The sequence below is a fragment of the Pseudoalteromonas nanhaiensis genome (assembly GCF_051235485.1).
Taxonomy (GTDB): Bacteria; Pseudomonadota; Gammaproteobacteria; order Enterobacterales; family Alteromonadaceae; genus Pseudoalteromonas; species Pseudoalteromonas lipolytica_C.
In genome coordinates this window covers 121580-136109 of the sequence record NZ_JBPNYQ010000004.1, presented here as the reverse complement: position 1 = coordinate 136109, position 14530 = coordinate 121580, and the positions used below count along the sequence as shown (strand labels likewise).

Annotated in this window: 13 protein-coding genes; 8 read left to right on the top strand and 5 right to left on the bottom strand. The window is 38.5% G+C overall.

Annotated elements, in window-relative coordinates; all coding sequences use genetic code 11:
* Positions 1–46 precede the first annotated feature (46 nt).
* On the top strand, positions 47–847 hold the full coding sequence (locus ACSFVZ_RS05885) for a thioesterase family protein (protein ID WP_135926595.1): 801 nt from the start codon (positions 47–49) through the stop codon (positions 845–847).
* On the opposite strand, the gene ACSFVZ_RS05880 is transcribed toward ACSFVZ_RS05885, so the two are convergent.
* A complete protein-coding gene (locus ACSFVZ_RS05880) occupies positions 836–1609 on the bottom strand; it encodes a substrate-binding periplasmic protein (RefSeq protein ID WP_435558342.1) in 774 nt (257 codons plus the stop codon). The two genes, ACSFVZ_RS05885 and ACSFVZ_RS05880, sit on opposite strands and share 12 nt — an antisense overlap.
* 139 nt (positions 1610–1748) lie before the next feature.
* Here ACSFVZ_RS05880 and ACSFVZ_RS05875 point away from each other — a divergent pair, with 139 nt between their 5' ends.
* From ACSFVZ_RS05875 to ACSFVZ_RS05865, 3 genes are read left to right on the top strand one after another with little or no spacing between them, the layout of a single operon-like run.
* Positions 1749–2987, top strand: a complete 1239-nt coding sequence (locus ACSFVZ_RS05875) for a PqiA/YebS family transporter subunit (RefSeq protein ID WP_435558341.1) — start codon at positions 1749–1751, stop codon at positions 2985–2987.
* Positions 2984–4639, top strand: coding sequence for an intermembrane transport protein PqiB (pqiB, locus tag ACSFVZ_RS05870; protein WP_135926593.1), 1656 nt, complete (start codon positions 2984–2986; stop codon positions 4637–4639). Before ACSFVZ_RS05875 ends, pqiB begins: the two co-directional genes overlap by 4 nt.
* The gene (locus ACSFVZ_RS05865; RefSeq protein ID WP_135926592.1) at positions 4639–5250 is read left to right on the top strand and encodes a PqiC family protein; all 612 of its coding nucleotides are present in this window, start codon (positions 4639–4641) and stop codon (positions 5248–5250) included. Before pqiB ends, ACSFVZ_RS05865 begins: the two co-directional genes overlap by 1 nt.
* On the opposite strand, the gene ACSFVZ_RS05860 is transcribed toward ACSFVZ_RS05865, so the two are convergent.
* Both ACSFVZ_RS05860 and ACSFVZ_RS05855 read right to left on the bottom strand, forming a co-directional pair.
* Entirely contained in the window at positions 5233–5724 is a 492-nt protein-coding gene (locus ACSFVZ_RS05860; RefSeq protein ID WP_199526166.1) for a GNAT family N-acetyltransferase, read from the bottom strand. The two genes, ACSFVZ_RS05865 and ACSFVZ_RS05860, sit on opposite strands and share 18 nt — an antisense overlap.
* 3 nt (positions 5725–5727) lie before the next feature.
* Positions 5728–6132 (bottom strand): NUDIX hydrolase, encoded by a 405-nt coding sequence (locus ACSFVZ_RS05855; protein ID WP_199526167.1) that lies wholly within the window; start codon positions 6130–6132, stop codon positions 5728–5730.
* Positions 6133–6419: 287 nt separating this feature from the next.
* On the opposite strand from ACSFVZ_RS05855, the gene ACSFVZ_RS05850 reads away from it, so the two are divergent.
* Positions 6420–7802, top strand: coding sequence for a Na+/H+ antiporter NhaC family protein (locus ACSFVZ_RS05850; RefSeq protein ID WP_435558340.1), 1383 nt, complete (start codon positions 6420–6422; stop codon positions 7800–7802).
* 49 nt (positions 7803–7851) lie between these two features.
* Here ACSFVZ_RS05850 and ACSFVZ_RS05845 read toward each other — a convergent pair whose 3' ends face one another.
* A complete protein-coding gene (locus ACSFVZ_RS05845; protein WP_435558339.1) occupies positions 7852–10737 on the bottom strand; it encodes an insulinase family protein in 2886 nt (961 codons plus the stop codon).
* Positions 10738–10903: 166 nt separating this feature from the next.
* Between ACSFVZ_RS05845 and ACSFVZ_RS05840 the strand changes: the two genes are divergently transcribed.
* Positions 10904–11317 carry an MAPEG family protein gene (locus ACSFVZ_RS05840; protein ID WP_435558338.1) on the top strand — a complete coding sequence of 138 codons (414 nt, stop codon included), beginning with the start codon at positions 10904–10906 and terminating at the stop codon, positions 11315–11317.
* 324 nt (positions 11318–11641) lie between these two features.
* Here the strand turns inward: ACSFVZ_RS05840 and ACSFVZ_RS05835 are convergent, their stop codons facing one another.
* Positions 11642–12379 (bottom strand): peptidylprolyl isomerase, encoded by a 738-nt coding sequence (locus ACSFVZ_RS05835; RefSeq protein WP_435558337.1) that lies wholly within the window; start codon positions 12377–12379, stop codon positions 11642–11644.
* 246 nt (positions 12380–12625) lie between these two features.
* Between ACSFVZ_RS05835 and ACSFVZ_RS05830 the strand changes: the two genes are divergently transcribed.
* Positions 12626–12823, top strand: coding sequence for a hypothetical protein (locus tag ACSFVZ_RS05830; protein ID WP_135926585.1), 198 nt, complete (start codon positions 12626–12628; stop codon positions 12821–12823).
* A gap of 74 nt (positions 12824–12897) precedes the next feature.
* Positions 12898–14502, top strand: coding sequence for a bifunctional UDP-sugar hydrolase/5'-nucleotidase UshA (ushA, locus tag ACSFVZ_RS05825; RefSeq protein WP_435558336.1), 1605 nt, complete (start codon positions 12898–12900; stop codon positions 14500–14502).
* The last annotated feature ends 28 nt before the right edge of the window (positions 14503–14530 follow it).

The window sequence follows — 14530 nt, the reverse complement described above, 5'->3', positions numbered from 1 at the left end:
AGCTGTGCTATAACCTTGTCCATAGCAATAAATGTTAAGGAAAATTATGCATTTTGATCAATTACTCGCCATGGCAACAGAACTTGGCAAAGACAAAACAAAAGTAATGCAGTTTCCAGAAAACTGGTGCCAAGGTCGCACTGCGTTTGGTGGTTTATCAGCAGCTTTATTATATCAAGCAATTCGTCAACATATCGACAACTCTCGTCGTTTACTATCTTTAAGCACTAACTTTGTTGGTCCGTTAATCGCTGACTGCGACTTTTCAATTGATGTTGAAGTTTTACGCGAAGGTAAAAACAGTGCGCAAGTACTTGCTAAAGTAATTCAAAATGGCGATGTTTGTGTTATCACACAAGCCTGTTTTGGCGCTAATCGAGAATCAGCAGTACGCGTAGATGTGTCAAAAAGCATGCAGCTTAAACCAGTAGACGAACGTTTTACTCTACCTTATAAAGAAGGTTTAATGCCGGCATTTTTCCAGCACGTCGCGCTATGCTTACAAGACGGAAATATGCCATTTTCTGGCGCTGACACATCACATTTAGGCGGCTGGATGAAATTTAAACATAAACCAGAACACATGAGCGAAGCGCATATCATTGCCCTTACGGATGCATGGCCGCCTACCTTATTACAAATGTATAAACAGCCAGCCCCAGCCAGTAGCATGTCGTGGTATATCGAGTTTGTTGAAGAGCCAAACATCGCTGATGATGCTTGGATTGGCTATGAAGCAGTTACACATCATAGTAAAGATGGTTACGGTCTTGAAGATGGCTGTATTTGGAGTGATGATGGCAAGCTCATCGCACTAAGCCGCCAAACTGTTGCTTTATTTGCGTAATTCATTGCTGCTTATTTGCGCATATTCAGTGCCATCAAGGCGAATTATCGCTTGATATTCGCCAGATTCTACAATTTGGCCTAGACCTGTATTAAAGGTATCCTTTAAAACTTCACTATTGAAAAATGCAGGTCGAGGTGCTTCATTAAATATTGGATGCACAACGAAAGGTTTTATTTCGGCTGTCTGCTTATATTGCTCAAGATAATATAAAAAAACACGTCTTTCGAGAATGATAACGTCAACCCATCCCTTCATTAAATGGTCAACTTGTGCTTCTTGGTTTACTACCTCATCATAAGAACGAAGTATGCGTGTCACCGATTTGAAAGGTGCTTCAATAAAATTGGTCGCATTTTGAAAACCCAGCACACTTTTACCAGCTAAATCATAAATGCTGTCTATTTTTAAATTTTGTTCAGCCAAACTTATCGCTACATTTTGATAGCGTAATAGTGGTTCACTTTGGTAAATATTTGTACTCGCTCCAGAAGCGAAATTTAAAGCTATATCAACTTTTCCTTGCAGCAACTGCTGCTCTACACGCTTGTTTGGCATGAATTGCACAACAATGTTACTGATCCCTTGAGATTTAAACGCTGCTTTTAATATTTCTAATTGAATACCACTGTCGTTATCTTTAATAACATAAGGAGGGAGATAAGAACTGGCTGCAACAACAATAGGGTCTTCTCCAGCTTGCTCTGATAAACATAGGCCCTTACAACTTACAAACAACAAAAGGATAAAAAAATGTTTCACTACACACCTTAATAGACAGTTGCATAGTTAATCTATGCACCTTTGCGTAAATTCTAGCCTATTTTAGGAAAGGGTGCATTTGAATTTATCGAGTTATTGATGCAAACTAAACTAAGTTCTTGTTTATGAGACCCTAAGTTTGCAAACAGCCTGTCCTAGCTGCGACCTTGTCGTTGAGATCCCACATTTAAGTGCGAAACAAGTAGCGGTTTGTCCTCATTGCAAAACCAAACTGTCTTGTTCGCAAGCAAATCAAGATAGTGCTGTCGTAGCGCTGAGCTTAAGTGCGATCTTAATGCTGTTAAGTAGCATGTTTTACCCGTTTTTATCTTTTTCAAGCAGTGGCATCACCCAAACTATAACCCTACCTGATGCGGCACGTATTCTGTTTAACTACGACAATGACTTTTTAGGATTATTCATAGATATCAGCATCATAGGCTTACCTATGTTACTGCTTGTACTGATAATCCCATTACATTTAGGGTTACTTAAGATACTCCCTTATCAATGGGGAAAAAGGCTCTTAAAAACAACATTTGCACTGCAGCCTTGGATTATGTCAGAAATATTTTTAATTGGTGTCATGGTCAGTATGGTAAAAATAATGTCGATGGCTGATATTGAATTCGGTGTGAGCTTTTGGGCTTATGGCGCATTTGTTATTAGCTATATTGCCACCACTGCTAAGCTCAATAAACAAAATCTATGGTATCAACTCAAAGAGCCTGTTTTTATAGAGCAAATCAAGCCGAATACTCGTGCAATCGACCAAGGCCTTAGGGCTTGTCATGTATGTGGTCAACTATGCGACAGTGAAATCTGTTCTCGTTGTGAATCTAAAACATACACTCGTAACCCTTTTAGTGTACAAAAAGCGGCAGCATGGCTGATCACTTCCGTTGCCTGCTATATACCTGCAAATATTTACCCAATCATGTACACCACTAGCCTAGGTGATGAAACCCCCTCAACCATAATTGGTGGGGTGATGATCTTGTGGAATAGTGGTTCTTATCCTATCGCAATGATCATCTTTTTAGCGAGTGTTGTCGTACCACTTGCAAAAGCTCTCATTTTGAGTTTTTTATGCTTTATGGTGATGCAGCCGGCAAACAGACAAACCAAAAGCTACACACGAATTTATCAATTAACTGAATTTATTGGAAAATGGTCAATGATCGATGTATTTGTTGTGGCAATTTTAGTAGCCTTAGTACAGTTAGGAAATTTGATGTCAGTAACGCCTGGTATAGGTACTATATTCTTTACAACAATGGTGATTTGCCAGATGCTGGCAGCCCATGCATTTGATCCACGTTTATTGTGGGATTCCCCTAATAACTTAAATAAAGTAAAACAAGAGACCTTGGCATGAGCGAAAAAGCAAATATAAAAACAGCGCCAAACATATCGGCAATCTGGATTATTCCTGTAATCGCTTTATTCATCGGCGCATGGATGCTGTATCAATACCAAGCAAATAAAGGTACAACAATCTTTATCAAAATGCCCCATGCTGAAGGTATTATCGCAGGCAAAACAGAAATAAAGGTACGCAGTGTAAAAATCGGTCAAATTGACCATGTAAGACTCTCAGATGAGCAAGATAGTGTAATTGCACGAGCACAAATAGATAAACACTATGAAGACCTTTTAACGGATGATGCGAAAATTTGGGTTGTTAAACCTCGCATTGATGATACCGGTATTAGTGGGATGAGTACCCTATTGTCGGGTGTTTATCTGGAGTTTGCTCCAGGCGAAAGTAAAGAAACATCCGAGCGATTTGAACTACAAGATGAACCTGCGCTAATTGCCAATGATGTAAAAGGAGGTCGCTTTATCCTCCATGGCTATAACGCTGAAGTGCTCGATGTGAGTACAGGTATCTATTTTAAGGATTACAAAATCGGGCAAATAGAAACGGCTACCTTTGATTGGAAAAATCAAGCCATGAAATATGGTATTTTCATTAATGAGCCTTATCAAAACCTGATCACGCTTAATTCTATCTTTTGGGTTAACTCAGGTATACAAATTGATTTGTCTGCCGATGGTATTAATGTCAATACGGGCTCTTTGAGTAAGTTACTTAAAGGGGGGATTTCTGTTGGTATTCCTGAGCAACAGAAACCGGGGGAAATTGCCACAAATGGCCATAGCTTCTCACTAAGTAATAGCTACAAAGCTGCTCTTGAAGAGCGATTTTATGACTTTGATTATTATCTAATTGACTTTGAACAATCAATTCGTGGATTACGTCCTGGTGCGCCAGTTGAATATCGAGGGATGCGCATCGGTACTGTTGTTGAAGCACCTGCAAATGTCATTATAAATGGCAAACCAGCCCACTTTAGGGTCGATAACACTGCAGTGCCAGCGCTGATTAAAATTGAGTATGGAAGACTCTACCATGACAATGTTGCAGCCAGAGAGTTCTGGCAGTCAAGTTTAGATGGCTGGATTAAAAGTGGTTTAAGAGCCTCATTAAAGCCAGGAAACTTATTAACAGGTGCAGTGTATGTGGACTTGGACATTTATGATAATGCTGAACCTGCAGAATTAACAACTATTGCTGACTATACAGTATTCCCGAGTGTTTCAAGTGGAATTACCGTCATTGCTGATCAAGTCTCTGATGTATTAAATAAAGTCAATAATCTCAAAATCGAAGACAGTTTGGCACAAATGCAAACGACCTTTGCAGAATACCAAGCACTTGCACATGACATGCGTGAATTGCTTAATAAACAAGATACTCAAGACTTACCGGGTGATATTAATCGCAACTTTGCTGAGATGACCAAAAGCATGCAACAGTTCGATAAGACAATGAAGCAATTTGAAAAAACTATGGCAAGTTACGAACAAGGATCAACATTCCATGAGCAATTACAAACAACCTTGTCTGAATTTAAACGTTTAAGTGAAGAGCTACAACCACTTACACGTGGTTTAAACCAGCAACCGAATATGTTGATCTTTGATAAAGAGCTACCTGCAGATCCAACGCCGAGGAAACAATAATGAACTTTAAACTCTGTGCTTCAATTGCATCAGTGCTGTTACTTTCGGCCTGTAGCCAAACTTCATTCTCAACCATTGAGTATTATCAATTTTCGCAGCCGATAGTGGCAATGCAACGCTTAGCGGAGAATACCCAAGCTCAGCTCAGAATTAACACAGTAAAGTTACGTGGTGCGCTAAATAATCGTGGTATCGCCATGGTGCTTGATAACAACAGAGTGAATGCTGCTAACTATCATTTATGGAGTGAATCTCCTGATTTGATGTTAACTGCCAGTGCTCATCAACAACTTTACACTGAGCTTGATAATTGGATGGTTATAAAAGGCTTACCTGTGATCACCGATTTAGACCAGCAAAGCTTTTATGAATTAGAGTATGAGCTACATCACTTTAACGGTGATGAGCAAGGTAATGCCAATATTGCAGGGCTTTGGCGCTTGTACTATACAACTCCTGAATCTGGCAGAAAGTTGAAGGCGGTCAATTACTTCAATGAGCTTACACCTTTACAAGCAAGTGATTACGAGGGACTTGTAGCCACCCTTGAGTCAACTTGGCTAAAGGTTAACAAACAAGTTGCAAACGAAGTGTCAAAGCTTGCTATTTAGTAAGAGTTTAAGTGGCTGATTGTCATCGTTAATGATGACATCGCCTATAAACTCAAAGCCTAGTTTTTGTAGTACCTTTTGCGAGCCAATATTTGTTTGCGAGGTTATTGCTGCAAGCACCCCAAGATCTAATACGTGTTTTTTGGCCATCAACAACCTAGCTGCCGATGTAATAATGCCCTTACCTTCATAGTTGGCTAACAACGCGAACCCTAAATCAGGAATAGCTAATGCATCACGCTGAAACAGCCCCACCATACCAACCGGTGTACCATTAGCTAAACAGACAATATAACTACCAAAGCCATATTGCTGGTGACTATTTATAAAGGTTTGTTGAATATAATGCTCTGCTTGTGCTGGTGTATTTATATTTTTATTTCCGATATGCTCTAAAAATGTTACTTGGTTCAAAAGCTCAACAATAAATGCCGCATCATCAGGCAGGCCAGCACGTAAATATATATTCGTCATATATTAAAATACCTTACTTACCACATCATTGGTAAAATTAAGACAATCTAAAACACGCTCTTTTTGCACTGCTGAGAGCTCATCAATGGCGAAATAAGCATACTCAGTATGCTCATTACTCAACACTATCTGGGCATCATTAGGCAGATATGCTCGAAAAATAAACGCATGAGAATTAAATGCAGTGTGATAATAAACACCACTTAAATAAGCGATATCTACCTCACTATTAAGCTCTTCTTGGCATTCGCGAAGTAACGCTTGATGAATTGTTTCGCCTTTATCTAAAGCGCCGCCAGGTAATCCCCAACTTTTTTGACCATAATTAGCTTTAAGTAATAGCACTTGACCTTGGTTGTTAGTTATAACCGCGTGACTACTGAGTCTGTATGTATCTGAAAATGCCATAAACCCTTGCTTAATTAAATTAAAAAAGTAACACCGTTGAAGAGTGTAAAATAATTATCATCGCAATAAAAATTCTTATTGACTAAATTTATATTCAAGATTATTTTTCTTTCGATGTTTTGGGCAAAACAAAAGCAGTATACCCTCTATACTGTCTGGCGCCAGCCAACGCAGGCACTTTCCCTACAGGGTCCATAAAAGTGTGTTCGCGTAAAGCAGTTACTTGAGTCGATAGACTTCGGATTTCTGTAAGCAATCTCGCATTGCTTAACTGTGTGAAAAATATAATGCAAGAACCTTCTGCGTTAAGTTTACTACCGCCAGTATTGGTGGTTGTTTTGGCCGTGTTTTTACGCCGCCCTATTTTATCTTTACTTGTTGGAGCTTTGTTTGGTTTAGCCATGCTTGGGCCAACAGCTATACTGTCAAACTTTGCTGATATATCGTTAAAAGTGATGCAGGATGAAACCATTGCCTGGCTAATTTTAGTCTGTGGCGGGTTTGGTGCCTTGATTGCCTTATTGGTAAGAACCGGTGGAGCAAGTGCATTTGCTGAATTAGCGTTAAAGTTTGCCAAAGGTCAACGCTCATCTTTGCTAATGACCTTTGTGTTAGGTGTGATTATTTTTATCGATGATTACCTCAATGCATTAACGGTTGGTGAAACCATGAAGCGTATCACCGATAAGTTTAAAATTAGCCGCGAAATGCTAGCTTATGTTGTTGACTCAACTGCCGCACCTATCTGTGTTCTTGTACCACTCTCTACATGGGCGGTATTTTTTGGTGGCCTATTAGTCGATAACAATGTTGCAGCAGAAGGCCAAGGTATTGCCGTATACATCGAAGCAATCCCTTATATGTTGTACGCATGGTTTGCAGTACTTGTTGTATTGCTTGTCAGCTTAAATGTGATCCCTGCTTTTGGGCCGATGAAAAAGGCACAACTACGTGCAATGAATAATCAAATCGAGATCTCAAATAGCCAATACACCGATGTACAAACAGCGGATGAATACGCTGTTAAAGCCGCAGAAGAGAACTTTGAAACAGCAGCATCCAATGGCAAACTCTATAACTTTTTAGTGCCGATTATTTTACTTGTTGCGTTTACTGTTTATTTCGACATTGACGTATATAAAGGATTGCTTGCAACCTTTGCTGTGGTGTTACCGTTCTATATGTTGCAAAAACTAATGACATTGTCAGAACTAGTGGAGCGTATGTTAGATGGTTTTAAAAGTATGATCCCAGCAATTGGTACTGTCGTTGCGGCCTTTATATTTAAAGATGTGTGTGACCAATTAATGCTTCCGCAATATGTCATTAATACTTTAAGCCCTTATATGACAGCACAATACCTACCTGCCGTGGTGTTTTTAGCAATGGCAGTACTTGCTTTTGCAACGGGTTCTAGCTGGGGGATTTTCGCAGTAACTATTCCAATTGTGATGCCACTGGCTTATGCAATTGATGCCAACATTCCTCTAGTAATTGGTGCTTTGTTGTCGGCGTCATCGTTTGGTAGTCAAGCATGCTTTTATTCTGACTCCACAGTACTTGCTGCACAAGGCTCAGGGTGTGACTTAGTCAGCCATGCGGTTACTCAATTACCTTACACCTTACTGGCGGCAACCGCTGCATTTATAGGGTTTTTGTTCATCGCCTAAATTAAAAAGCCCAAGCAATTGCTTGGGCTTTTGTTTATCAACTAATAAGTTACTTTTGGAATTTAATTCCTTTGTAATAAGTTTCTAAGTTTTCAACTTTTGTTTGATTTTTAAGATCTGCAAATGGCTTATCAGCGAACTTGCTACCACGCATTTGAATGTTCAAGCGTGGTGCTTCACTGTTCAGCATGGTTTTCTTGTAATAATCTTTCAAATCAGCCAAGGTTACTTTTTCAACTTCAGCAATAAGCTTTTCTTTAGAGTCAAAGTTAAAGTTTTCACGATACCAATCTGTGATAAGTGGTGACATTTCATCACTTAGATTCTTAGGTTGCTCTTTTAAAGATACCAGCGTTGCATTTTTAAGTTGTGAAAATGTTTCTTCTGTCATGTTATCAAGCTCTACTGCGTATTGCTTTTTAAACTCATCAAAGCGTGCTTGCATTTCTTGAGGGCCTTTAACTGGTGTTTGGATATAAAGACCTAGTGCAGAGTAATCTTCAATCGGACGGGCTAACGCACCAACAGCATAAGCAAGCTGCTCTTCGGTACGAAGCTTATCAAAAGCAATCGTTCTGAAGTGGCTTTGTAACACTTGCGCTTGAGCCTTTTGCTTATAACCCGGTGTTGGATGAACAACCATATCGATAATCGCTACATCAGCTACATCAATATCCTTTTGCAATACAATACGTTCACCTATTTGTGGCAACCAGGCTTTGCTGCGAGCAAACTCAGTAGATTTATGAGCCTTAGGTAATATAGCTGTTAGCTTATTAGCAATAGATTCAACATCATTTTGGTTGTAGTTACCAAACGTGAATACACGTAAATCATTTGCAGCAAGAGTTGATTGCTTAATAGCAGTAAAATCAGCAAGGGTTAGCGTATCTGCCGCCGCAATTAAGGTTTCGGTATCAAATTTACCACTTCGTGTAAGCTTAGAATATTCACCAAATGCTTGATAGAAAGGAAATTGCTTTTGTTGATTTAGTAAATCACGCTTATAACGGTCAATCGCTTGTGCAAAACCATCTTCTGATACATTTAAAGTCAGATTTTCAAGCGCCTGAGCCAATAATACGTCTTGCTTATCTGTAAAACCACTCAGTGATAATATAAGACCATTGCTTGGCTGTAACCCCAAACTCATACCTGCTACAGCCGCTTCAGTGCTTAATTTACTTTGCTCTAAGTTATACAGATCAGCCCAAATTGAGTAAAGTACCTGTGCTTTAACATCAACTAATGCATCAGGTGTGTTAATGTAAACTTCAACAAGCCCTTTAGGTTGCTCAGCAAATTGCTGACTTGCTTGGCGCCAAACTTTGACACCTTGCTTATCAAAGACCAGTTTAGGATGTGCTTGCTGTTTAAATTCCGCGGTCTTAATAGCAAAACTTTCTGGCAGTAAGCGGTTTACAGTAGGTAAAGCTAAAGCATATTCGCTTGGTTTATTCCAGCTTGCAACTTCTTCGTCGCTGATATCTTCAATACGATATTTACCATCGTAAAAATGTAGCTGCGAGTCTGTCTCTTCTTGCTTTGAAATATACCAAATACGTAGCGTCTCTTCGTTTAACTGTGAAAGCACGTTTTGCACAGCGTCAGCATCAAACTTTGCATAATAGTAAGGTGCATTAATTGCGTTGTTCACTGGGAACTTTTGCATACTATCAGTAAGGTTACTTACGTAGCCAAACTCATCACCTTTTTCAAGAAATTGAAACTCATTGTTTAACGAAGTACGAATTTCATTAAAATACTTGCTATCAACACCCTGCTCTTTAATTAACGCAATATACTGCATTACCATAGCAACAATTTCTTCACGGTTTTGCATGCCTGCGTCAGTTAGTTCAATACTTACTGTTAAGCTGCCGTAGTTACCATATTGTGTAGGTGAATCAGAAGCAGATAAACGTGATACCCAGCCTTTATCGCGTAATATTTGTGCCGGGCTGCCTTGCATTTCATTACTTAACAAGTAAGACACAAAGCGATTAGGTTTAACTGCAAACTGTGAACTGTTATCGGTGATTGTAAATTCAAGTTGTAATTGTTTAACATCTTCATTTGGTGAATAGTAAACACGTTTGCCACCGACTTTATCAAAATCAAGTTTATCTGTTACTGTTGGTTTTTCGATATGTTTATTTTCGATATCTGCAAAATACTGTTTAGCTTTTGCTTCCATTTCAGCTAGCGGACGGTTAGAAATCATCGCCACTTTCATGATATTAGATGAATAGTATTTATTATAAAAAGCAACCGTTTCTTTATGTAAATCACTGCCTTCTTTATCACCTAGCGTTTCTAGGTTACCAATTAAGAAACGGTTTGCAGGATGGTCTCCCATCATCTTGCGTGCTAATTTAAATTGTCCAAAAAAGTCCATTTCACGGCGCATCGACCATTCAGCATTAACCGCATTTTTTTCTTTATCAGTGTATTCAGGGTAAAGCTTAGGTGCTTTAAAAAAGTCAGAAAAGCGGTCTAATGCTTCATCATAGGCATCGTTATTTACTTTAAACATATAATTAGTGATATCTAACCAAGTGTAAGCGTTGTGCACACCACCGTTTTTGGTCATAAAGTCACTGTAACCTTTGGTATCAGGATAGCGGTCTGTACCTAGGAAAAGCATATGTTCAAGATAATGTGCCATACCTTGTTGCGACATAGGGTCGTGTAGTAAACCGACACCAACACTAAGTGCAGCTGCTGACTTTTCTACACTCGGATCTGAGATTAAAATAACATCAATCTCATTATCTAGTTTTAGTGTTTTATATTCCCGGGCATCGTTTGGACTGACAACCAAAGAATCAGGTATAAGACTGCTATTAGCTGTAGATGAAGTCATAGTAGATGTTGAAGAACACCCAGCTAACACAGCAAATGCGATTGCACTAAGGCCCATTATTTTTTTCATTATTATGTATCCATTAGATATTGAATCAATTTTTATTTATGATGAGTTTTCATCAGCCGCAATTCAATGCTTTTTAACAGACTAACACTAAAAGTTTGTAACACATTGTGAAAAAGCAATACAAAAGGCTAATAATCATAATAATTACAATATAAAAGGGTGAGTTATGGAAAAGTGGCTAATCGTAGCGATGTTTACTCAGGTATTACTTACATTCATAGTAATGTACATTATGGGCAAGCGCCGCTTTAGCGCGGCTAAGAAAAAAACCATAGAAATGAAAGACTTTCTAACAATGGATTTAGAAAAAGCAGGTGCGCACGTGCGTGTTGCAGATCGTAACTTTATAAATCAGTTCGAAATGCCTGTACTGTTTTTTATTGCGTGTTTAACTGCACTACAACTAAATGCTGTAGGTACTGTTTTTGTTGGCTTTGCTTGGGCTTATGTCGTTTTGCGCATAATCCATAGCTTTATACATTTAACCTCTAATACGTTAAAGCCTAGATATTATAGCTTTGTTATCAGTAGCTTTATTATGCTGATTATGTGGGTACTGATATTAATAACAATCTTTTAATACTTAGTAATACTAAGAAATAAGGCGCTTTTAAGCGCCTTATATATACCCAAGCCACCTCAAGATGCAGAATTCAGCGTTTCACAGGAGCTTAATATCAAGGCGTTACTTTGCAAGAATGGCATCCCCTTTTAAGAAGTAACAACGATGAGAGTAAGTGCCTGTGAAGCGCCCAAAGGGTTGGTTTAAAAGCGATTTATACTGCGTTATTGATTTTAACAATAGAACCACTATTACTTGCAATCAATGCCTTGCCTAAATCGCTTTTAATTCCAACTGCAACTCGCATCTTGAGGTGGTTTGGGTATACTTTGTTGGTTGGAATTATTTACGACGACAAAAGCCAAACAATGCTAGTAAAGACAGCATCCACGCCATACTACCACCTGAGCCACTGTCTAAATCACCTGATGGCTTATCTTGTTTGATCAGCGTGTTTTCTTTTGGTTTTAATAATTGAGAAGAGTTCGGATCATCGTCAAGAATAACCACACTATTAATAGTTACTAAATTCTCACCATTAAAGCCTGAGGTATCTGTTGGACATTGATCGTTATTTAAACCAACAACAGGAATATCACCACAGTGTGTGAGTTCAGTGATTTTATCTAACACCATTTGGCTTTCAGCAGTAATTTGACCGAACACAGTAAAACCACCATTTTGAAGATCTAAATTAGCGCTATTGTCTTTTAAATTGAAAAACCATTGGCTAGTTGCACTATTTGCATTACCACCTTGCTTAGCCATCGCAATGGTGCCTTTCACATTAGATAGTTTAGGCTCATTTTTTATCGCGTCATTTGTTTCAATAGCTTTAAAATCAGAATCAAATTTAAATCCTCCGCCTTGTAAAACAAAATTCTCAACAGAGCGATGAATGACACTACTATTATAATTGCCCTCTTCTACATAGTTTAAAAAGTTTTCTACAGTTATGGGGGTGTGTTGATCAAATAGATTAACTGTAATCGTGCCTTGGTTAGTTTGCATTTCAATGATAGTTGAGTTGGCGCTGTAGCTTGCAGCACAAAGCACAGAGGCAATTAAATATTTTTTCATTTTTTATCTTTCCTGATATTTTTATTCTAAAACTGCAGCAAGACTAAACAAAAACGCTAGGCGCTTAAATAGCAAACAAAATAGTTACACAAAACGCGCCAAATCAATTACAAGTTAGTTACATTTATTTACACTGCGTATTCATTATGGTTATAAAAAATATAAATCTTAAATCAAAATCGTCTTATCAAATACACTGAGTTTGTTAGTATTTGCATGACAACAAAGAACACACAGGAATAAACCATGGCGAATGAAGAAAACGCAATATGCGATTTTGGCTTACACCAAGGTGAGCCGTATAGTAAATTACCAGCGAGCTTCTTAAACTGGATGGTTGGTAATAACCATCAAAAATCACATTATGCAGAACAAGAGTTAATTCGTAGGCAACTCGCTGCGACTGGACAATTGAATACCGAAAATAGCAATAAAAATCTATAAAAGACATTTAATTTAAATATAAGTCGTTTAAACTAAGCGCTTAATTAACTACTGCTTTTAACAGGCAAACAATTATGCGCTTTTTTTTATCTTCTTTTTTACTGCTTACCTTAGCGGCTTGCAGCTCTTCTACACACACTGATTCAGTACAATACCTCACATTACTCCATACAAACGACAACCATGGTCGCTTTTGGCACAATGAGCAAGGCGAGTATGGTATGGCAGCTCGTAAGACCTTAATTGATCAATTAAGAGCTGATGCTAAAGCAAAAGGTCATGCAGTATTATTACTCTCAGGTGGCGACATCAATACAGGTATTCCTGAGTCTGACTTACAGCATGCAGAGCCTGATTTTAAAGGTATGTCTATCATTGGTTATGATGCCATGGCTATAGGTAATCATGAATTTGATAACCCACTGGCAGTACTTGATCAACAACAAAAATGGTCTAACTTCCCATTTTTATCTGCCAATATTATAGATAAGGCAACTGGCGAGACACGTTATCAAGGATATAAGATCTTTGAGAAGAATGGCCTAAAAATAGCTGTAATCGGTTTAACAACCACAGATACAGCTAAAATAGGTAACCCTCAATATATTGGCAACCTCGAGTTTAAAGACCCAACAGCAGTTACAGCAAAGCTAGCTCCTGAAATCGATAAACAATACAACCCTGATATCACTATTGCAGTTACACACATGGGCCATTATGTTGATGCAAACTTTGGTATTAATGCACCGGGTGATGTAACAATGGCTCGTAACCTACCAAAGGGTACACTTGACATAATTGTTGGTGGGCATTCACAAGAACCGGTCTGTATGAAAGAGGCCAACGTCGCAGATGAGAGTTTTATACCAGGCAAAGAGTGTAAGCCAGATCAACAAAATGGTACTTGGATCATGCAAGCACATGAGTGGGGTAAATATGTTGGTAAAGCTGAATTCAAATTAGAAAATGGTCAACTAACACTACTTAATTACGCGCTGATTCCGGTAAATCTTTATATCAATGATGAAAACGGCAATAAAAAGTTGGCAGCTGATTACATCGAACCAAACAAAAACTTACAAGATGTACTTGCGGTTTATCAAGCAAAAGGGGCAGCGCAAATTGCTGGAAAGATTGGTGCAGTTGATGAAAAGCTAGAGGGTGACCGTAACAAAGTTCGTTACGAGCAAGTAAACCTAGCACGGGTAATAATTGCTGCACAAATGCAATCTGTTGGTGCTGATTTTGGTATAATAAGTGGCGGTGGTATTCGTGATAGCATTCAAGCTGGCGATGTGAGCTATAAAGACATTTTAAAAGTTCACCCTTTTAAAAACCGTATCACCTATATTGATATGACCGGGAAGGCATTATTTGATTACCTATCTGTTGTAACTTCTTTCCCACCTGATTCAGGTGCTTACTTGCAATATTATAAATTAAGCTTTAAGCGTGAAAACGACACATTATCTGATGTTAAAATTGCTGGTAAACCACTTGATATGACTAAAACATATCGTATGAGTATTAACAGCTACAACGCCTCAGGTGGTGATGGCTACCCTACTCTTACAAACAAAGAAGGCTTTGTCAGTACAGATGATACTGACGCACAGGCATTAAAACGTTTCTTTGAGCAAAATAGTCCTATTAAAGCGGCCGATTTCGCGCCTAAATAAACAAATTAAAAGTAAAAAGGGAAGTCAA